The sequence below is a fragment of the Pseudomonas sp. S2_F03 genome (assembly GCF_054668335.1).
In genome coordinates this window covers 2,877,854-2,897,225 of sequence record NZ_CP162759.1, presented here as the reverse complement: position 1 = coordinate 2,897,225, position 19,372 = coordinate 2,877,854, and the positions used below count along the sequence as shown (strand labels likewise).

Sequence of the window (19,372 nt, the reverse complement as noted above, 5' to 3'; positions counted from 1 at the left end):
GCCAATTTCATAGGTCCATTACCATGACGGACGCGCCGCTTTCCCTCTCATTCAACCCGGCAGGCATCGAACTCGATCGTCGCCAGGGCCTCAGTCGCCAGCTGTATCAGGCGTTACGGGTGCGAGTGCTCGACGGGCGACTGGCCAGCGGCACGCGACTGCCGGCCAGTCGGGATCTGGCGGCGGCGCTGGCGATTTCCCGAAACAGTGTGGTCCGCGCTTACGATCAACTCTATGCCGAAGGCTTTATCGAAGGCCGAGTGGGCGACGGGACTTACGTCGCGCAACTGCCCCAGGCCGCGTTACCGTCGAAAAAATTATCCACAAAAGTATCCACAGGGTTTTCAACAGGGTTACCCACAGCCTTATCCACAAATTGGCTGGATTTACCTGTGATTCCATCCAGTAAAGTTATCCACAGCGGCGCATTGGGGCGCGTTGAAAAGAACCATTTAGCCCTGCCGCCGAGTGGACCGCCGCGTGCTTTTCGGGTCGGTGTTCCGGCATTTGATCTGTTTCCTTTCGAAGTCTGGGCCAAGCTGAACGCGGCTTTCTGGCGCAAACCGGATTTACAACAGTTGTGTTACGGCGATCCGGCGGGCGATGCGCGTTTGCGCGGTCTGATTGCTGCGTATTTGCGCAGCTCGCGGGGCATGCAGTGTTCGGCTGAGCAAATAGTGATCACCAGTGGCGCGCAACAGGGAATTAGCCTTTGTGCACAGCTGCTGGTGGAGCCGGGTGATGGGGTGGCGATCGAGAATCCGGGGTATCGGGCAGCGGGCCATGCGTTCGCCGTGGCCGGTGCGCGATTGCACGGTGTGGCGGTGGACAGCGAGGGTATCGATTGTCGCGAATTGGCAGGGCTCAAGGATTGTCGCCTCGCTTATGTCACGCCGTCGCATCAATACCCGACCGGTGTGGTGATGAGCCTGGCACGGCGCCTGGAATTATTGGCATGGGCCGAACGCACCCAAGGCTGGATCGTCGAGGACGATTACGATGGTGAGTACCGATACAGCGGTGCGCCGCTGGCGCCGCTGGCGGCACTCGATCGGCAGGGACGGGTTTTGTACGTCGGGACGTTTGGCAAAGTCGCTTTCCCGGCACTGCGTCTGGGTTATCTGGTGTTGCCGCCGACCCTGGTGCAGGCATTCTCTCAACGGCGCGCTGTGGACGTGCGGCATTCCGAAGTGAGCACTCAAGCGGTGATGGCCGAATTCATGGCTGCCGGGCACTTTCAGCGTCATATCCGCCGCATGCGCCGTGCCGCCCTGAGCCGGCGTAATACGTTGCTGGCCGGTTGGCCGCAGAACATTCCGGGATTGGCAGCCTGCCGAGCGTCGCGGCAGGGCTGCATTTGACGGTGGCGGTCGACTCTCAAGCCCGGGAGCAAGAACTGGTGGAAAAAGCGGCCAGCGCCGATGTCGAGATCAACGCATTAAGCAATTACTGGCTGCCGGATTCGCAAACACCGGTGGACCAGCGCGCAGGGCTGGTCCTGGGGTTTGCGGCAGTGCCGGAATCGGCGATCAGCGCTGCACTCGGGCGTTTGGAAGCGATCTGGCGTCCATAAGCAGTGCCTGGGTTCCCGGGTTTACTTGAAGAACAATGCAGCAGCCAGTCGTTGGTTGATTTCAGAGCGATAGATGGCAATGGACTGATGAGCGTTCAACTCATCACGCTTTTCGTGCGATCCCCCTAAACCGCGCTGTTCGATGGTCTTCAAGTGCGCAGCAGAGAAGGCAGCTCTTGGGCTGTCAGACGCCGGGTAGTGAAAGTGCGCGTACCAAAGGACTTTGCGGGTTTCGTGATCGCGAATCTCATATTCGTCCAGATAGTCTTTGCGTGGTCCTTTCAAACGTTGATGTTCCGGCAGTGGTTTACCGATCCTATGGATGGTCACCTGGCCCATGCTGTGCAGCCATTCAACGCGGCCTGCGGTGGGCGGCTGTCGCTTGGTCATGCTGATACGGACATCGGTGCCTTTTTTGTAAAGCGCGACCGCCTCATCGTTTAGCCTTTTGGCCACGGTGACCGCCGATCCCGGGCCGCCTTCGGTGGAGTTGCTATCGGTCAGGGCATTTTCGATGGTGTCCGCTGCCGCATCCATTCGGCGGGCCTGCTGATGAAACATCTCCTCGATTTCCAGCGGAATACGTCGATCGGCTTTTGAGTGGGCCTCGGTACGTCGGATGAAAGATTCCAGCTGTGTCAGTAACGATTCACCGTTTTGCACGCTGACCGTCAGCGTTGGAGGTATGACGGGGGGTACGGCCGTTTTTACCGACTCATGCTCGACCCAGACACCGGGCGTTTTCTCATGGAATGTAGCGATCACTTTCCCGGTGAGTGGGGAGGTCACGTCGACCAGATCGGTGTCGGTAGAGTTTGCGCGCGTTCGTGACTTGCCGACGACGGCGCCTTTGAAACGCGTTTTGATGAGGCGATGCGGGGCCATAGCCGGTCGCGATGGGCCAGGCACCGGTTCGAGGGTCTTGCGTTCAAGCAGCAACCCCGACAGGTGATTCACGGCGCGTTCATTGAACGCTTCGATACGCTGACGCATCAGGTCCACAGACGGTTGCAGCAATTGCCCGGGGTACTCGTCGGGCAAGTCGAGAATACGTTGGTCGATGGTTGCGAACTGCTCCACCAGATCGCTGAAGCCCTCAATCCGTTCGGGTAGCGACAGGGGATTTTCCTTGGCGAGGTCCAGCGACGACTGGATGGTGAGGCCCGCGTCTTCGACAAGGCTTGCCAGTGCCCGACGGGCAGGTTCGGTGGTGACTGTGCCGGTGTCATTAAGACAGAGCTCTTGAGCGAGGCTGACCTGAAACAGCTTCAGGTCGTGCAGGTCGAAGCTGGGTAGTCCTCGCGTGTATTCCCTGGCGGTTTCGGTGGCTTCTCTGCCCAGCCGTTTCAACTCGTCGATCCGGGCCTGGGCAAATTCGATTTTGTCGATAAACCTCTGGGTCAGGTCGCTGGTCTGTTGATGAGTCTGGTGTCGTGTCAGGGTGGATTCGTTCATTGGCTCTGCGTCAAGCAGGGCCAATGAGCGACGCATGCAGGTGCCAAACACCGTGTTTTGTCGATGGAACCACATCTGCGTCAGCAACAACTGTTGATCCAGGCAACTGACCAGGACCGCGCGGTAGTTGATGATGGACTCCAGTGCGTTGAATGCCTTGAGCTGTTCAATGTAGACGCCGTAGACGGCGATCTGTTTTTCCAGTGTTTCTATCAGTCTGCGTCCATTGGGATCATCGATTCCCGCAGGGAGAGAGACAGCCGCTTTCTCTGCGGTTTCGAGTGCAGTCCTCAATACCGCTTTGTTCGAATCGAAGGTTTCCAGCTGCTTTCGCAATTCGTTTTTTCGCCGGGTATTTTCCTGCATCAGCGCTTTTCGGCTACGGCCTCCGCCGCGCAACCTCAGACGTGTGTCGACGACCCACTGTCCCGTCGCGGTACGGGTCAGCAGGGGGCCAGTCCCTGATGGGGACTGACGGGTATCGATGATTTGCACGAATTCGTTGTCGTCGACCATGACTTCGAACCAGCGCTGGCCAACCTGTGCGTACCATTTTTGGTTGAACGGGCTCAAAAAACGATGGGGGCCGATTTGGGTCGAGGGGGCTGAAAGGCCTTCAGGTTTTGCAATGGACAGCCCGTCCAGCAGGGTCACCAGGCTCGTTCGCGCCAGGGCGCCTTGGGTGTAAACGCTGGACTTGTGATTCGCTGGCAGCCGCTGAGCGGTGATATCGGGTAGCCGGATCACGGTGATTGTCGGCCTTGGTATGGGCTGTTGCTTCAGCGTCAAAGCCTGCTTTTCAATGGCGCGACTTGTCGTGTGGCGCGTCGCGGCGTAATGGGCCAGGACCATACCCAATGACAGGAACAGGTCGGTCAATGCCGTCCATGCATCGCCACTGTCACCTTTCTGGCTGGCTTCATTTGCTTGATCCAGGTCGCTCATGATTTGCCAGATCCAGGCCGCACTGGCAGCCGTTTTGCCCAGAAATGGCAGTGCAATGTTGAATAGCACCCACGCCCCTTGCTTGAGGGTCTGCCAACGACTTTGTGCATTGGAGACCGACTGCCGGTCTGCCAGGGTGATCATCGCGTTGGCATTGGCGGTGAACACGGCTGACAGGGAGAGTGGCGCCAGTGGCACTGCCGCCAACCTGACGGCCCTCATCATGCCGAGGACCGATGCTGGATCAACCAGCCATTGCGACAGTGTCCAGACGGAAGGCAACTGGCCGGGAAATACGTACTGTGAGTAGTTGAAGCGCACATCGTCCGGCAACCAGGCCAGCACGGATTGGCGAAGCGTCTGGTTATGTTTGATTGCATACAGCAGGTTGGTTTCGCGGGGATATTGCAACAGCGGGGGATCAAGCAGCGGACGAAAGAGCAGGCAGGGCCCCTTGTCGGCGAGACGTGGGCCGATGACGAACATGTTGGCAACCTCGTCAGCCTTGTTGCCCGTGCGCCCCCCCGGAATGAACGCCAGCGGACGAATGATGATTTCCTGGCCGTCCACAAAGCGGTCGCCGGGCTTTTCCTGCATCGCCGCGACCACGAATCGGTACCCCTGATCATCGATGCCTGCTTCACCACGAATTTTGTGCTGCAGCGCCTGAAGTGGCAGCTGGATGCGCAGATGGCTGGCGAACAGGTTTTGCCGACGTTGTGTTTCCTTCGCGTCACCGAGTAGTTTTTGCTTGATCAGCGCGGGATAGGTTTCACCGATGTCGACCTCGGTGACCAGCTTTTCCAGGTAGTCCGGTGTCATCCAGGACTCAACGGCGCTGCCATCGGTACGGCGCACGGTCTTGTTGCCCAACGGCACGGCAATCAGGTTCTGCAGGGCCAGATCGATCAACGACAGGGTGACGGTTTCGGTTTTTCCCGGTACCGCGATGGCGCTCAGGATCACTTGGCTGGTAATGCTGAGTTCGATCGTTTCGAGCCTGGCGTCCGTCGCCTCCGGGTGATCTTTCAGCACCTGGTCTTTCAGTGCTTGCAGCGTAAATACCGGGAGCGGTGGAATGTCATCCAGAAAGGATTTGCCGCCGTGTTGCTCCCGAAGTTGAGCCAGGTCCATCAAGTGTCGGCTATAGCAGGTCAGGTCCGCCGGTTGAGCACTGAGCAGCCACTCAGGCAGCAAGCGCTCGATCCGGCTGAAGCGCCCTTCGTCAACGTTTTTGCGGTTTCTGGCAGCCGTCATGGCTTGATGCGCAAGACCACCGTTGGTGATGGTGCCTTGAAGCTGGCCGATAGCGGCGACTTCGAGAGCAATCAGCGCACAGGCTTGATGGTCGAAAAAGTGGCCAGTGGGTTCATACAAACGCCATTGAAAAGTACGCGAACCCGATGTGGATGCAACGCGTGCGGACAACGTTTCACTGAATGCTTGCAGTGAGTCGTAACGCTTGAAGCCCTCGGTGATCGAGTGGCTGATCACCAGCGTGCGCGTACCCAGCGTACCCACCAGCACGGCCACATCCAGTACCCACAGATGTTTGTCCGGCTCATCGATGTCGATCAGGCAGGCCCTCGATGTATAGGCGTCGTTGCGGTTTCGGCTGGTTTTATCCGGGTTGTTGAACAAGGCGAGCGCCATGGCCTTTTCATCCTCATCCCAGTCTGAAACCTGCTCGATGTTCCAGAGGTTGCGCAGTGAGCCTGAAAGTTGATGCCAGCGTGGTGTTTCGTCTTCTGTTGGCTGGTTCCAGTAATCAAGCTGCTGCTCTTGATAGGACACGAACAGTAGCGGGATCAATTTGTTGATCAACCGGCCAATGTCGTCGATCTTGACGGGCAACTGGATCGCCGATTCCACCCCTGGTTGCAGGGTCAGGAAGTGTTCCCCGTCGATGTAGGTCGCGGTCTGCGCCGACAGCGTGAGCCGCACCAGTGCGTCGGTCAGTGACTCGTATCGATGTGGGCCGGACGTGACCTGGTCGCCGCTGACCGTCCAGGTTGGCGTCACGACCATGGCCTGGACCGGGTCGATATCAAGGCTTGGGTACGCGGCGTCGAGCACGGTGCGCAGTGCGTTCGACGCCACTTCCCTGAGCGAGGGGCCAGTGACCAGTTGGGTCAATACATCTTCGGGGCGGGTGGACGAGGTGTCGGGCATGGCCAATTCCTTTGTGCCGATGAGGACGCGGGCCACTGGGCCGCGTTGTATCGGGGCAAGGTAGAGGGCTGTCGAAGGTGAAAGGTGGTAGATAGTTATTGCAGGCAAAAAAAGACCCGCTTATTGGCGGGTCTTCCATTTCATCAATGTGTCAGGTGCCTGACTTGATCTTGGTCCAGGCCCGTGTCCGCGCACGTTCGGCATCACGCGGCAGGGGTTGCAGGGTGTACAGCGTGCTCATCGCCGTTTCGGTCGGGTACAGGTTCGGATTGTTGCGAATCGCCGGGTCGACCAATTCCGTGGCGTCCTTGTTCGGGTTCGGGTAGCCGACGAAGTCGCTGACCGGCGCAATCACTTGCGGCTGCAGCAAGTAGTTGATGAAGGTGTAGGCGTCTTCCGGATTCTTCGCACCTTTGGGGATGGCGAGCATGTCGAACCAGATCGGCGCGCCTTCTTTGGCAGGCGCATGTCGACGATCACGCCGTTCTTGGCTTCCTTGGCGCGGTTGGCGGCCTGGGAGAAGCTGCCGGAATAACCGACCGCGACGCAGATGTCACCGTTGGCGATATCGGCCATGTACTTCGAGGAGTGGAAGTAGGTGATGTACGGGCGGATCTTCATCAGCAGCGCTTCAGCCTTGTCGTAGTCCGCCGGCTTCTTGCTGTTCGGGTCGAGGCCAAGGTGTTGCAGGGCCAGCGGCAGGATCTCCGACGGTGAGTCGAGCAGGGCGACGCCGCATTGCTTGAGCTTGCTGATGTTCTCTTCCTTGAAGATCAGATCCCAGCTGTCCACCGGCGCGTCGGCGCCCAGTGCAGCCTTGACCTTGTCCGGGTTGAAACCGATCAGGATGGTGCCGTACATGTACGGCACGGCGAACTTGTTGCCCGGATCGTTGGCCTCAATCAGCTTCATCAGCTTCGGATCGAGGTGGTTCCAGTTCGGCAACTTGCTGCGATCCACTGGCTGGAACACACCGGCTTCGATCTGCTTGGCGAGGAACACGTTGGACGGCACCACGACGTCATAGCCGGAGTTGCCGGTCAGCAGCTTGGCCTCCAGTGCTTCGTTGGTGTCGAAAATGTCGTAGACCAGTTTGGTCTGGGTGTTCTGTGCCTTGAAGTCTTCCAGCGCCTTGGGGGTGATGTAGTCGAACCAGTTGTAGACGCGCAACGTTCGTTCTTCAGCATGAACCGCACCGCTGAGCACCGTGGCGCACAGAGTGGGGATGATAAAACGCTTGAGTCTGTTCATTGTTCTAATTCCTCAGTGGGCGCTTTCAAAACCTTCGAGAACGTTGACGGCATTGATGCCGATTTCTTCTACCGCGTAACCGCCTTCCATCACGAACAGAGTCGGCTTGCCGAGGCGCGCGATGCGCTCGCCCATGGCCAGGTAATCCGGGCTGTCGAGTTTGAATTGGGAGATGGGGTCGTCCTTGAACGTATCGACGCCCAGGGAAACCACGACAATGTCAGCGCCGTACTTTTCGATCTCTTGGCAGGCCTGATCCAGGGCTGCGCTCCAGGTGTCCCAGCCGCTGCCGGCGGGCAACGGGTAGTTGAAGTTGAAGCCTTCCCCCGGGCCTTCGCCGAATTCGTCTTCATAGCCGAGGAAGAATGGAAATTCCGCTTCCGGGTGGCCGTGAATCGAGGCGAACAGCACGTCGCTGCGCCCGTAGAAAATCGATTGGGTACCGTTGCCGTGATGGTAATCGACGTCGAGGATCGCGACCTTCTTGTGGCCCTGATCGAGGAACGCTTGAGCGGCGATGGCGGCGTTGTTGAGGTAGCAATAACCACCCATCAAATCGCTGGCAGCGTGATGTCCCGGTGGGCGGCACAGCGCGAAGGCACTGCGCGCTCCACGCTGGATTTCGGCTTGAGCGGTCAACGCCACTTGCGCTGCGCTGTACGCCGCTTGCCAGGTACCGGCCGTGATCGGTGCGCCGCCGTCGAAGCTGTAATAACCGAGCTGGCCGTGCAGGCTGGTGGGGATGATCCGGCGCAGGGTTCGGGCCGGCCAGGTGTAGGGCAGCAAGTCGCCGTCGGTGTTGAATTCGGTCCAGCGTGCCCAGGCACCTTTGAAAAAATCGAGGTAGTCGCGACTGTGAATGCGCGCGATCGGCTCAAGGCCGAAATCTTGGGGTGCTTCGACCGGGCCCAGATTCTGCTTTTTCACGCGTTGCAACACATGGTCGGCGCGCGACGGCATCTCAAAGCACGGCTTGAGTTGCCCGTCGATCAATTCGCAACGGCCATGGTGAAGGTGGTGATCGTCTGAGTAGATCGTCAGCATTTTCTTGTTCTCCGCAGGCTGATTCGGTTGATCACAGTCTTGCGGGAGGCGGGGTTTGAGAGAACGGCAGGAAAGGCCAAAAGGGGATAAATATGGCCAAAAGGTTTGACCGAAATTCGCCCCTTAATGGCGCGACGACGCTTCAACATTGGGCTTGGAATGCCAAACCTGTGGGAGCGGGCTTGCCCGCGAAAGCGGTGGTCCAGTCAATGGAAATGCGTCGAATGTACTGGCCTCTTCGCGGGCAAGCCCGCTCCCACAGGGGTTATCGGTGTGGCCTGAACTGACTCGGCGCCACGCCGCTCCAGCGCACAAACGCATGGCGGAAACTCGCGGTCTCGCTGAACCCCAATGCCTCGGCAATCCGGTAGATCGGTAGTTGATCCTCGCAGAGCATTCGCTTGGCCTGTTCGAACCGCAGCTCATCGAGCAGTTCCTGATAGCTGCATCCCAGGTCCTTGAGATGTCGACGCAAGGTGCGCGCTGAACAGTTCAACTGTTCGGCCAGACCGTCCAGGCCCGGCGCCGCGCTCAACTGGGTGGCGAGGAGTTGGCGGATACGCCCCAGCCAGGCCTGACGCCCGGTGAATTCGGTGTTTTGCTTGCGGCAGCGTTCGGCCATGGCCTGGTGGGTAATGGCGTCGGCCAGCGGCAGGGGGTGATCCAGCCAGCTTTTGTCGAAAGCAAAGGCGTTGGACGCGGCGTCGAACTGCAAGGGGCAGTCGAAACGTTCGGTGTAGCGTGCCTGATAGTCCGGTGCCAAGTACTCGAAGCGTGCACCCAGTAGCGGCAAAGGTCGGCCGAGCAAGTCTTCGCAGGTGACTTTCATCGACACCAGGCAAAATTCGACATTGAACGGTGCCAGTGCCGGGTTTTCCCGATAGTCGCCAGCGGTGAGCCAGATGCGTTCGTTATCTTCTTCCAGGCTCAGTTCGAACAGCGTTCCCAGCAGCGCCGGATAGTGCAGTGCCAGTTGCAAGGCGTCACCTAAAGTGGCGCTGGTGAGTAAGGCGTACCCGAGCATGCCGTAGGACGAAACGTGCATTCGCCGGCCCAGCTCCAGGCCAATGTCGTGGCGTAACGCGACAGCATTGGCGCACACCAGCATCTCTTGGTTGGTCGTGATACGCGTGTCCGCCCGACTCAGGTCTGCCGCACTGATACCGCTGCCGGCCAGTAATGCCTCGCTGGAAAGGCCTTCGGCCTTGAAGGTGTTGAGCACCAGAGAGACAGCGTTGAGGGTGGTGAGGTGGGAGTGGAGCATGGGGGGCGTCCAGCCGTGGAATGGCTGGAACGCAGCAAGTTATATGCCGAGCGAAGGACCTGTAGGAGCCGAGCTTGCTCGCGATAGCGGTATTTCAGTCGAGTTCAATGGTGACTGACATACCGCTATCGCGAGCAAGCTCGGCTCCTACAGGGTGTGTGGTGTCAGATGAGTTCGCCGCAGAGGTCGAGTTCTACAAGGCGCCGCACTTCAGCGGTGTCGAGCCCGGCACCCAGTAAGCCATGCAACTTGCCGAACGCCGCTTCACGGGTCATGCCGCCACCTGAAAGCACACCCACACCACGCAACCGACTGCCAGCCTCGTAAACATCCAGCTCGACGCCACCTTCATGGCATTGGGTGACGGCTACAACCACAACACCCTTGTCCCGCGCCCGTTCCAGGCTGGCGAGGAACTCTGGATTGTCGCTCGGCCCGGTGCCGCTGCCGTAGCACTCCAGCACCAGGCCTTGAATGCCGCTGTCGAGCAGGCCGTCCAGTATCTCGGCGCCGATGCCGGGGAACAGCGGCAGCACAGCGACTTTCGCCAATTGCTTGGGGTGGTTGTAGGTCAGCGGCGCCGGTATGGAAGAAGCCTTCTCACCGCCACCCTGACGCGCCAGCCGCTTGAACGGATGACGCCCGAAACTACGCACCTTCGCGCATCGGGTCGGGTCCAGCAGTTCGCCATGGAAGTACAGATGAACGCCCGGTGCCAGGCCATGACCGAGGGCAACCAGCGCACCGCTGAGGTTTTCCCAGGCATCGCTGTCGGTCACACCGGCTGGCAGCATCGAGCCGGTAAAGCACACGCGGGCATGCAGGCCGAGCAGCTGAAAACTCATGGCCGCCGCACTGTACGCGAGGGTGTCGGTGCCGTGCAGGATCAGCACGCTGTCACAGCCCAGCACATCCACTGCCTCCACCACGGCTTCGCGCAGCTGCTGCCAATACGCGGGAGTCATGTTGGCGCTGTCGATCAGCGGCGACATCTCGCGAAAGCGCCACTGCGGCACCACCAGCTCAGGCTGGCTGTGCAGGTATTCACGCATCCGCGCTTCGAAACCGGACGCCGGGGCAAGGCCGTGGGCGCTGGCTTGCATACCGATGGTGCCACCGGTGTAGAGCACCATGACGTGTTGGGCGGCAGGGTAGGTCGAGGAATTCATGGCGGTTCTCCGAAAACGGTAACGGTGTGGGAGTGAGCCTGCTCGCGAAGGCCGCGACGCGGTCTGGCCGGCTCAGCACCCAAACAACATACGACCGAGCATGACGCCGGTCGCACGTTGTGTCACGTCGGGCGCAGGGGATGCGCCCGGTTTTTTTACCGGTCAGCGTTGCGCTGCGAGTACGCCTTGCGGCTCGGTTGTTGCTGTCGGCGCTGGCGCTGGCGGGTTGGCTGGCCAGGCTTTCAGGTCGAGGTCCAGGTCGGCGAATTTGCTCGAATCGAACACTGGCGTCTTGATCCCGGCAGCACGCTGGTCGTCATAGTCACGCAGGATGCGCATGCCGACCTTGAACAGCAGGAACAACGCGATCAGGTTCACGAACGCGAGCATCGTCATGGTGATGTCGGCGAAGGCGAACACCGTGCCCAGGTTTTCGATGGCGCCCCAGAAGATCAACGCCAACACCAATGCACGATAGCCAATCAGTGCCTTGCGGTTTTCACCGATCAAAAAGCGCAGGTTGCTCTCGCCCAGGTAGTAGTTGTAGAGGATCGAGGTGAACACGAACAACGACAAGGCCACGGAGATGAAAATCCGGCCCCAGTCACCGACGACGGCGGCCAGCGAGTTCTGGGTCAGGGCAATGCCATCGCCTTCGAAGCCCGGGGTGTAGAAACCCGAGAGCAGGATCAGCAACGCGGTGCAGGTGCAGATCACGAAGGTGTCGAGGAACACGCTGAACGCCTGGACCACGCCTTGTGCCACCGGGTGCTCGACCGAGGCCACGGCGGCCACGTTCGGCGCACTGCCCAGGCCCGCTTCGTTGGCGAACACGCCACGCTTCACGCCCATGACGATGGCGCTGCCGATCAGGCCGCCAAACGCCTGGTCGAGACCGAAAGCGCTTTTGACAATGGTGATCAACATGCCGGGTACTTGATCGAATTGCAGCACGATCACATAGATAGTCACGCCGATGTAGACCAGGGTTTTCACCGGTACCAGCAAGTCGGCGACCTTGGCGATGCGTTTGATCCCGCCGACGAACACCAGCCCCAGCAAAACGGCCAGCGCAATGCCGGTGTAAGTGGTGTCGAAGCCGAATGCGTTGTTCAGCGAATGAGTCACGGCGTGGGATTGCAGGCCGTTGAAGGCAAACCCGAAGGTCACCAGCAACAGGAACGCCATGATCATGCCCAACCAGCGTTTTTGCAGGCCATGCTGAATGTAGTAGGACGGGCCGCCACGGTAGGTGCCGTCGGAGTCGCAGCGCTTGTAGAGCTGGCCGAGGGAACATTCGAAGAAGCTGCTGGACATGCCGACCAGCGCGGTCACCCACATCCAGAACACCGCACCGGGGCCACCCAGGGTCACGGCAATGCCGACACCGGCAATGTTGCCTGCGCCGACGCGGCCGGCGAGGCTGAGCATCAGGGCCTGGAACGAGCTGAGTTGCCCGGCGCTGCTTTTGAGGCTGTCGCGGAACACCGCGAACATGTGGAAGAAGTGACGCAATTGAACGAAACGCGAGCGGATCGTGAAGTAGCTACCGAGCCCGACAATGAGCACGATCAGTACTTTCCCTGAGAGGAAGTCGTTAATGACTTCGAGCATGGATTATTCCTCGCTGTTTTTTGTGTAGGCAAATGCCGGACAGGAAGCAACATCGCGTTACATCGCTGTGCGCGTGGCACAACAGATGAGGCGCGTTTTCGTCCCGGTCCTTTATTGCAGGTTTGTTATTAGTTCGGGTTTCGCATGGGTTTGGGCCTCGTTACCGACGACCGCTCACGCGAAGAGGGGCGGCACTATACCGATGAGTGTGCCGTCCGTCTGCCCGATTATGGTGCAAGCGGTAAACGAGGTGGCTTTCCTGTAGGCGCACGGCTTGCCGGCGATGGCGATAGTGAGGGCGCCTTCGCCGGCAAGCCGTGCTCCTACAGAAGTGACGCGTCCGCAAAAAAATCAAAAAAAGGGCCTGGGGATTAAATCCCCAAGCCCTCAAAAGGTGAGAGGTGTCTAGTCCCTCGACCTGGTGAGCGGTGCTACAAGTAACGCTTCGGTTCAGGCTTTAAGCGGAACCAGACGCGGAGCAATCATGTTTTCCGGGCGCAGGATGTCGGCGAGCATGGCGTCGTCGAGCAAGCCCTCTTCGCGCACCAGTTCCAGTACGCCACGGCCGCTTTCGAGGGCGATACGGGCGATACGGGTGGCGTTTTCATAGCCGATGTACGGGTTCAGCGCAGTCACCAGGCCGATCGAGTGCTCGACCAGTTCGCGGCAACGTTCTTCGTTGGCCGTGATGCCGGTGATGCAGTGCTCGCGCAGCATGTCCATGGCGCGTTGCAGCAGACGGATCGAGTCGAAGATCTTGAAGGCGATCAGCGGCTCCATCACGTTCAGTTGCAGTTGGCCGCCTTCGGCCGCGATGGTCAGGGCCAGGTCGTTGCCGATGATCTGGAACGCCACTTGGTTGACCGCTTCCGGGATAACCGGGTTGACCTTGCCTGGCATGATCGAGCTGCCTGGCTGACGCGCCGGCAGGTTGATTTCGTTGATGCCGGTGCGTGGGCCGCTGGACAGCAGACGCAGGTCGTTGCAGATCTTCGACAGTTTGACCGCGGTGCGCTTGAGCATGCCGGAGAACAGTACGAAGGCGCCCATGTCGGACGTGGCTTCGATCAGGTCGGCGGCCGGTACCAGCGGTTGACCGCTGATCAGTGCCAGGCGCTGAACGGCCAGGTGCTGGTAACGCGGGTCGGCGTTGATGCCGGTACCGATCGCAGTACCGCCCAGGTTCACTTCGGTCAGCAGTTCAGGCGCCAGCGTTTTAAGGCGCGCCAGGTCTTCGCCCAGGGTCGTGGCGAAGGCACGGAATTCCTGGCCCAGGGTCATCGGCACGGCGTCTTGCAGCTGGGTACGACCCATCTTCAGAACGTGGCTGAATTCTTCACCTTTGGCGGCGAACGACTGGATCAGGCTGTCGAGGCTGGCCAGCAATGCGTCGTGACCCAACAACAGACCCAGGCGGATCGCGGTCGGGTAGGCGTCGTTGGTCGACTGCGCCATGTTCACGTCGTTGTTCGGGTGCAGGTATTGGTACTCGCCCTTCTGGTGACCCATGGCCTCCAGCGCGATGTTGGCGATGACTTCGTTGGCATTCATGTTGGTTGAAGTGCCAGCGCCGCCTTGAATCATGTCGACCACGAACTCTTCGTGGAAATCGCCGCGGATCAAACGTGCACAGGCTTCGCTGATGGCAGCGTGCTTGGCTTCGCTCAGGTGACCCAGTTCGCGGTTGGCGTCAGCGGCGGCCTGTTTGACCATGGCCAGGCCGACAACCAGCTTCGGGTAATGCGAAATCGGAACGCCCGAGAGGCGGAAGTTGTTCACCGCTCGCAGGGTCTGGATGCCGTAATACGCTTGAGCAGGTACTTCGAGTACGCCAAGCAGGTCTTTTTCTGTGCGGAAAGATGCAGCGGAGGACATGATAGAAATCATCTCGATATGGACCCGGTCTGTGCCGGAACACTGCAAATGCTAGGCTTGTGGAGAATTTTGGGCCAATGCTGTTAAACACTAGCCTATGCACATTCGGCATAATGCCCATGTGACGCCGCGTGTGCGGCGAGCGTGTGACCTAAATTGGTGCGTGTCCGGGAGGGCGTGATGAACCTTGAAAGTAAATGGCTGGAGGACTTCAGCGCCCTGGCCGCCACCCGCAGCTTCTCCCAGGCTGCGGAACGACGCTTCGTGACACAACCGGCGTTCAGCCGGCGAATCCGCAGCCTTGAAGCCGCGCTGGGGCTGCAACTGGTCAATCGCTCGCGCACGCCCGTCGAGCTGACGGCGGCGGGGCAATTGTTTCTGGTGACCGCGCGGACCGTGGTCGAACAACTGGGCGAAGTGCTGCGCCATCTTCATCACCTGGAAGGTGGGCAGGGCGAGGTGATGCAGGTCGCCGCCGCTCACTCCCTGGCGCTGGGTTTCTTTCCGCGCTGGATCGCGCAATTGCGCAATGAGGGGCTGAACATCGCCACGCGATTGGTGGCGACCAACGTTGGCGACGCAGTGCACGCATTGCGTGAAGGTGGCTGCGATTTGATGCTGGCGTTCTATGACCCCGACGCTGCCTTGCAGATGGACCCGGAGATCTTTCCATCCCTGCACCTGGGTCACACTGAGATGCTCCCGGTGTGCGCGGCCGATGCGGACGGCAAACCGCTGTTCGACCTGGAAGGCGAGGGCAGTGTGCCGCTGTTGGCCTACAGCGCCGGCGCCTTTCTCGGTCGCTCGGTCAACATGCTGCTACGCCAACGGGCGCTGCGGTTTACCACGATCTACGAAACGGCCATGGCCGACAGCCTGAAAAGCATGGCGCTGGAAGGACTGGGCATTGCCTGGGTGCCGCAACTCAGCGTGCGCGCCGAACTGGCTCGCGGCGAACTGGTGGTCTGCGGCGGCCCGCAATGGCATGTACCACTGGAGATTCGCCTGTACCGTTGCGCCTTGGTGCGCAAGGCCAACGTGCGATTGTTGTGGCGCAAGCTTGAAGGTGGCGCAGCCCAAGGGACAACCAGCTAACGATGCCTTTGTAGGAGCACAGCTTGCTGGCGATGGCGACTTACAGGACGCCATCGCCAGCAAGCTGTGCTCCTACAGGGGGGGCGGGGTTTATGGCAAGTCTGTCTGCTGACCTGAAAGTCAATAAAACCGGGCTTTTGCGCCGTATGACAGATGGTCGTAACAGGGGCTGTTTATCTGCGTCATTGCGGTATACTGCGCGGCCTTCGGCCGGTTCGCCCGGCCATAATTCGTACATCAAGCCACGCATTTTGCGTGGCTTGTTGTTTTTTGACGCGCCTGCGGGCGCCCAGAGAAAAGAGGCACGACGATGAGTGCACTGGTTGGCGTGATCATGGGCTCCAAGTCCGATTGGTCCACCCTTAGCCACACCGCCGATATGCTGGAAAAGCTCGGCATTCCTTACGAGGTGAAAGTGGTCTCTGCCCACCGCACCCCGGACCTGCTGTTCCAGTACGCCGAAGAGGCCGAGGCCCGTGGCATCGAGGTGATTATCGCCGGTGCCGGTGGCGCGGCCCACTTGCCAGGCATGTGTGCGGCCAAGACCCACCTGCCGGTGCTGGGCGTGCCGGTGCAGTCGGCGATGCTTTCGGGCGTCGATTCGCTGCTCTCCATCGTGCAGATGCCAGCGGGTATCCCGGTGGCGACCCTGGCCATCGGCAAAGCTGGCGCGATCAACGCCGCGCTGCTGTCGGCGAGTATCCTGGGCGCCAAGCACCCGCAGTTCCACGACGTGCTGAAAACGTTCCGTGCTGAACAGACAGACAGCGTCCTGGACAATCCAGACCCACGCATCGCCTGAGGTTGTTGACGATGAAGATCGGTGTAATCGGTGGCGGCCAGTTGGGTCGCATGTTGGCGCTGGCGGGCACCCCGCTGGGTATGAATTTCGCTTTCCTGGACCCCGCGCCGGATGCTTGCGCAGCCGCGTTGGGCGAACACCTGCGAGCCGATTACGGCGACCAGGACCACCTGCGTCAGCTGGCCGATGAAGTCGATCTGGTGACCTTCGAGTTTGAAAGCGTCCCGGCTGAAACCGTGGCGTTCCTGTCGCAATTCGTCCCGGTCTACCCAAGCGCCGAAGCCCTGCGCATTGCGCGGGATCGCTGGTTCGAGAAGAGCATGTTCAAGGACCTGGGGATTCCAACCCCGGCGTTCGCCGACATTCAGTCGCAAGCCGACCTGGACGCCGCCGTGGCCTCCATCGGCCTGCCTGCCGTGCTGAAAACCCGCACCCTGGGTTACGACGGCAAGGGCCAGAAAGTCCTGCGCAAACCTGAAGACGTTGTCGGCACGTTCGCGGAACTTGGCAGCGTTGCTTGCCTGCTGGAAGGCTTCGTGCCGTTCACCGGCGAAGTCTCGCTGATCGCTGTGCGTGCCCGCGATGGTGAAACCAGGTTCTACCCGCTGGTTCACAACACCCACGACAGCGGCATCCTCAAACTGTCCGTGGCCAGCACCGACCACGCGCTGCAAGCCTTGGCTGAAGACTACTCCAGCCGCGTGCTCAAACAGTTGGATTATGTCGGCGTGATGGCGTTCGAATTCTTTGAAGTCGACGGTGGCCTCAAGGCCAACGAAATTGCCCCGCGCGTACACAACTCCGGGCACTGGACCACTGAAGGCGCCGAGTGCAGCCAGTTCGAAAACCATCTGCGGGCCGTTGCCGGCCTGCCGCTGGGTTCGACGGCCAAAATCGGTGAGAGCGCGATGCTCAACTTCATCGGCGTTGTACCACCGGTTGAGAAGGTGATCGCGATTGCCGATTGCCATCTGCACCACTACGGCAAGGCGTTCAAGACCGGTCGCAAGGTCGGTCACGCCAACCTGCGCTGTGCGGACCGCGAGACGCTGGCGGCACAGATCCTCAAGGTCGAAGCGCTCATCGCCGAATAGTTTCATGTGGCCGCGGCGGAACCATTCAGGGGCCGCCGTTCTCTCATGGCAGGATGCCAAAGTCTGACTAGGCTTTGGGCATATCCAAATCATTCAGAGGGAAATGCCATGGGAATTATCGGAACCATCTTTATCGGCTTGATTGTCGGCCTGCTGGCTCGGTTCCTGAAACCGGGCGATGACAGCATGGGCTGGATCATGACCATCCTGCTCGGTATCGGCGGTTCACTGGCGGCCACTTACGGCGGCCAGGCTCTGGGCATCTATCAGGCCGGCCAAGGCGCGGGCTTCATTGGTGCGCTGGTCGGCGCCGTGGTGTTGCTGGTGATCTACGGCCTGATCAAAAAGAACTGATCCAAAGCGACAAAGCCCCTCTGCGCCGCACGCAGAGAGGGCTAGAATGCTCGGCGACTTATCACCCTTCCTTTACCGAGCACCTCAATGCGCCGTCTTCTGTTGACTCTCCTTTTCTGGGCAGTGGTTTGGCCCATGCCGGCGAACTGCCGGAAACCGACTGGCTCGAACTGATGCCCAAGTCGGACCAGAAAGCCCTCGAGGCCATGCCCGAAATCGACCACAACTCCCCGGAAGGCGACGGCACGTTTACCGCCAAGGGTGGCATGAAACAGAGCAAAGGCTTGCCGGCGGTGATGTATTCGACCAAAACCGTGCCGTCCATGAATGACAAGAACATCCGTATCGGTGGTTACCCGGTGCCGCTGGAGTCCGATGCCAAGGGTCGCAGCACGCTGTTCTTCCTCGTGCCGTACCCGGGCGCCTGCATCCACGTGCCGCCACCGCCACCCAATCAGTTGGTGCTGGTGCGTTATCCGAAGGGGCTGAAGCTGGATGACATCTACACACCGCTGTGGGTAACCGGCACGCTGAAGATCGAGACGGTCAACAACGACCTGGCCGACGCGGCGTATGCGCTGGATGCGGCGAAAGTGCGGGTGGTCAAAGAGTCGGATTTGTAACGCGCCAGTAAGCCTGACAACGATCAACTGTGGGAGCGAGCTTGCTCGCGATGAGGCCATAACATCCAACATCAATGTTGCCTGTTATATCGCCATCGCGAGCAAGCTCGCTCCCACATTGGTTTTGCAGTGTTAGAGGGATTTGCTAGCGATGCTCACGCCGAGGGTATGACTGGCACCCGGCGCCAGTGTCACCACATCATCCATCACATTCGCTGTCTCGATGCACAACATGCGCTGCCAGCCATCGTCGGCCATGTCGCTGAACGCTGCCGCGCGTTCAATCCAGGGATTCCAGATCACTGCGTTGCGCGAGTTTTGGCTGGTCAGCTCGATGCGACGTTCCCAGGCCGGGTCGACGATGCTCAGCAGTGGCGGAGTATCGAGGTAAATGCGATCGGTCTCGCCGGTAAAGCGCAGATCACCGTGCTGTTCCTTGGTTTTCCAGTCTTCCAGCGTTTCGATGTAACTCAGGCCATCCACGCCTTCGACCTGCACGTTGCGCACATCGCTGACCGCGAAATAGCTGTGCAGTGCCTGGCTGAGGGTGACGGTGTCAGTGCCCTGGTTATGGCTGGTCAGGTTGATGTGCAGTTGCTCATCCAGGCGAATGCTCAGCTTCAAGTCCACCTGGTGAGGCCACTCCGCAAAGCCACCTTCAGGGTAGGGCAGCAGGAATTCCACCTTCAGGCTTTCGCCCTCGGTTTCGATGCCGCCCAGTTCCCAATCCATCGCCCGGACAAATCCGTGGGCTGCGGGCGGCTCGCTGCTGACGCGCATCGCCTGGACGCTCTGCGGGTTGCGTGCAAGGTTACCGAACCACGGCCAGCACACCGGCACGCCGGCGCGGATGCTTTTGCCGGTCTTGAACACAGCCTCGTCGTTGAGCCAGATCAGCGGCGGTTGGCCGGCCAATTGATAACTGAGGATGTGCGCACCTTGCTGGGCGACCAGCAATTCGGCCTGACCGTGGCGGATACGCCAGCAGTTCAGTTCATCCAGTTTCACGGCTTCAACGTTGGGCGTGTTCATGGGACAACTC

Annotated in this window: 12 protein-coding genes and 2 pseudogenes; 6 read left to right on the top strand and 8 right to left on the bottom strand. The window is 59.9% G+C overall.

Annotation, left to right across the window (positions count from 1 at the left end; all coding sequences use genetic code 11):
• Window positions 1-23 precede the first annotated feature (23 nt).
• Window positions 24-1,573: pseudogene (gene pdxR, locus AB4N76_RS13670) on the top strand (MocR-like pyridoxine biosynthesis transcription factor PdxR).
• Between the two features lie 21 nt (window positions 1,574-1,594).
• On the opposite strand, the gene AB4N76_RS13665 reads toward pdxR, so the two are convergent.
• From AB4N76_RS13665 to aspA, 7 genes and pseudogenes are all read right to left on the bottom strand, one after another.
• Window positions 1,595-6,145, bottom strand: a complete 4,551-nt coding sequence (locus AB4N76_RS13665; RefSeq protein WP_460164554.1) for a dermonecrotic toxin domain-containing protein — start codon at window positions 6,143-6,145, stop codon at window positions 1,595-1,597.
• 151 nt (window positions 6,146-6,296) lie between these two features.
• Window positions 6,297-7,396 (bottom strand): annotated as a pseudogene (locus tag AB4N76_RS13660) (polyamine ABC transporter substrate-binding protein).
• A gap of 12 nt (window positions 7,397-7,408) precedes the next feature.
• Complete coding sequence (locus AB4N76_RS13655) at window positions 7,409-8,440, bottom strand: histone deacetylase family protein (RefSeq protein WP_046030778.1); 1,032 nt, start codon at window positions 8,438-8,440, stop codon at window positions 7,409-7,411.
• 265 nt (window positions 8,441-8,705) lie between these two features.
• Entirely contained in the window at window positions 8,706-9,704 is a 999-nt protein-coding gene (locus AB4N76_RS13650; protein ID WP_460164553.1) for an AraC family transcriptional regulator, read from the bottom strand.
• A gap of 164 nt (window positions 9,705-9,868) precedes the next feature.
• Complete coding sequence (locus AB4N76_RS13645; RefSeq protein WP_460164552.1) at window positions 9,869-10,873, bottom strand: asparaginase; 1,005 nt, start codon at window positions 10,871-10,873, stop codon at window positions 9,869-9,871.
• Between the two features lie 162 nt (window positions 10,874-11,035).
• Window positions 11,036-12,487 carry an alanine/glycine:cation symporter family protein gene (locus AB4N76_RS13640; RefSeq protein ID WP_077431008.1) on the bottom strand — a complete coding sequence of 484 codons (1,452 nt, stop codon included), beginning with the start codon at window positions 12,485-12,487 and terminating at the stop codon, window positions 11,036-11,038.
• Window positions 12,488-12,937: 450 nt separating this feature from the next.
• Window positions 12,938-14,362 carry an aspartate ammonia-lyase gene (gene aspA / locus AB4N76_RS13635; RefSeq protein WP_027926288.1) on the bottom strand — a complete coding sequence of 475 codons (1,425 nt, stop codon included), beginning with the start codon at window positions 14,360-14,362 and terminating at the stop codon, window positions 12,938-12,940.
• Between the two features lie 180 nt (window positions 14,363-14,542).
• Here aspA and AB4N76_RS13630 point away from each other — a divergent pair, with 180 nt between their 5' ends.
• The 5 genes from AB4N76_RS13630 (at window position 14,543) to AB4N76_RS13610 (ending at window position 18,330) form a co-directional block, all read left to right on the top strand.
• A complete protein-coding gene (locus AB4N76_RS13630) occupies window positions 14,543-15,457 on the top strand; it encodes a LysR substrate-binding domain-containing protein (protein WP_460164551.1) in 915 nt (304 codons plus the stop codon).
• Between the two features lie 310 nt (window positions 15,458-15,767).
• On the top strand, window positions 15,768-16,259 hold the full coding sequence (gene purE, locus AB4N76_RS13625; protein WP_007942709.1) for a 5-(carboxyamino)imidazole ribonucleotide mutase: 492 nt from the start codon (window positions 15,768-15,770) through the stop codon (window positions 16,257-16,259).
• 11 nt (window positions 16,260-16,270) lie between these two features.
• Window positions 16,271-17,353 carry a 5-(carboxyamino)imidazole ribonucleotide synthase gene (locus tag AB4N76_RS13620; protein ID WP_077431009.1) on the top strand — a complete coding sequence of 361 codons (1,083 nt, stop codon included), beginning with the start codon at window positions 16,271-16,273 and terminating at the stop codon, window positions 17,351-17,353.
• A gap of 108 nt (window positions 17,354-17,461) precedes the next feature.
• Window positions 17,462-17,707 (top strand): GlsB/YeaQ/YmgE family stress response membrane protein, encoded by a 246-nt coding sequence (locus AB4N76_RS13615; RefSeq protein WP_008030708.1) that lies wholly within the window; start codon window positions 17,462-17,464, stop codon window positions 17,705-17,707.
• 173 nt (window positions 17,708-17,880) lie between these two features.
• Window positions 17,881-18,330: a DUF3299 domain-containing protein gene (locus AB4N76_RS13610; protein WP_460164611.1), complete on the top strand. Its 450-nt coding sequence runs from the start codon at window positions 17,881-17,883 to the stop codon at window positions 18,328-18,330.
• Between the two features lie 132 nt (window positions 18,331-18,462).
• On the opposite strand, the gene AB4N76_RS13605 is transcribed toward AB4N76_RS13610, so the two are convergent.
• Complete coding sequence (locus tag AB4N76_RS13605) at window positions 18,463-19,362, bottom strand: D-hexose-6-phosphate mutarotase (RefSeq protein WP_046030762.1); 900 nt, start codon at window positions 19,360-19,362, stop codon at window positions 18,463-18,465.
• Between the last annotated feature and the right edge of the window lie 10 nt (window positions 19,363-19,372).

Bases quoted from the DNA above. Each gene is read 5' to 3' on its own strand.
- AB4N76_RS13665 (WP_460164554.1), bottom strand. From the start codon at position 6,145: ATGCCCGACACCTCGTCCACCCGCCCCGAAGATGTATTGACCCAACTG.
- AB4N76_RS13655 (WP_046030778.1), bottom strand. From the start codon at position 8,440: ATGCTGACGATCTACTCAGACGATCACCACCTTCACCATGGCCGTTGC.
- AB4N76_RS13650 (WP_460164553.1), bottom strand. From the start codon at position 9,704: ATGCTCCACTCCCACCTCACCACCCTCAACGCTGTCTCTCTGGTGCTC.
- AB4N76_RS13645 (WP_460164552.1), bottom strand. From the start codon at position 10,873: ATGAATTCCTCGACCTACCCTGCCGCCCAACACGTCATGGTGCTCTAC.
- AB4N76_RS13640 (WP_077431008.1), bottom strand. From the start codon at position 12,487: ATGCTCGAAGTCATTAACGACTTCCTCTCAGGGAAAGTACTGATCGTG.
- aspA (WP_027926288.1), bottom strand. From the start codon at position 14,362: ATGTCCTCCGCTGCATCTTTCCGCACAGAAAAAGACCTGCTTGGCGTA.
- AB4N76_RS13630 (WP_460164551.1), top strand. From the start codon at position 14,543: ATGAACCTTGAAAGTAAATGGCTGGAGGACTTCAGCGCCCTGGCCGCC.
- purE (WP_007942709.1), top strand. From the start codon at position 15,768: ATGAGTGCACTGGTTGGCGTGATCATGGGCTCCAAGTCCGATTGGTCC.
- AB4N76_RS13620 (WP_077431009.1), top strand. From the start codon at position 16,271: ATGAAGATCGGTGTAATCGGTGGCGGCCAGTTGGGTCGCATGTTGGCG.
- AB4N76_RS13615 (WP_008030708.1), top strand. From the start codon at position 17,462: ATGGGAATTATCGGAACCATCTTTATCGGCTTGATTGTCGGCCTGCTG.
- AB4N76_RS13610 (WP_460164611.1), top strand. From the start codon at position 17,881: ATGCCCAAGTCGGACCAGAAAGCCCTCGAGGCCATGCCCGAAATCGAC.
- AB4N76_RS13605 (WP_046030762.1), bottom strand. From the start codon at position 19,362: ATGAACACGCCCAACGTTGAAGCCGTGAAACTGGATGAACTGAACTGC.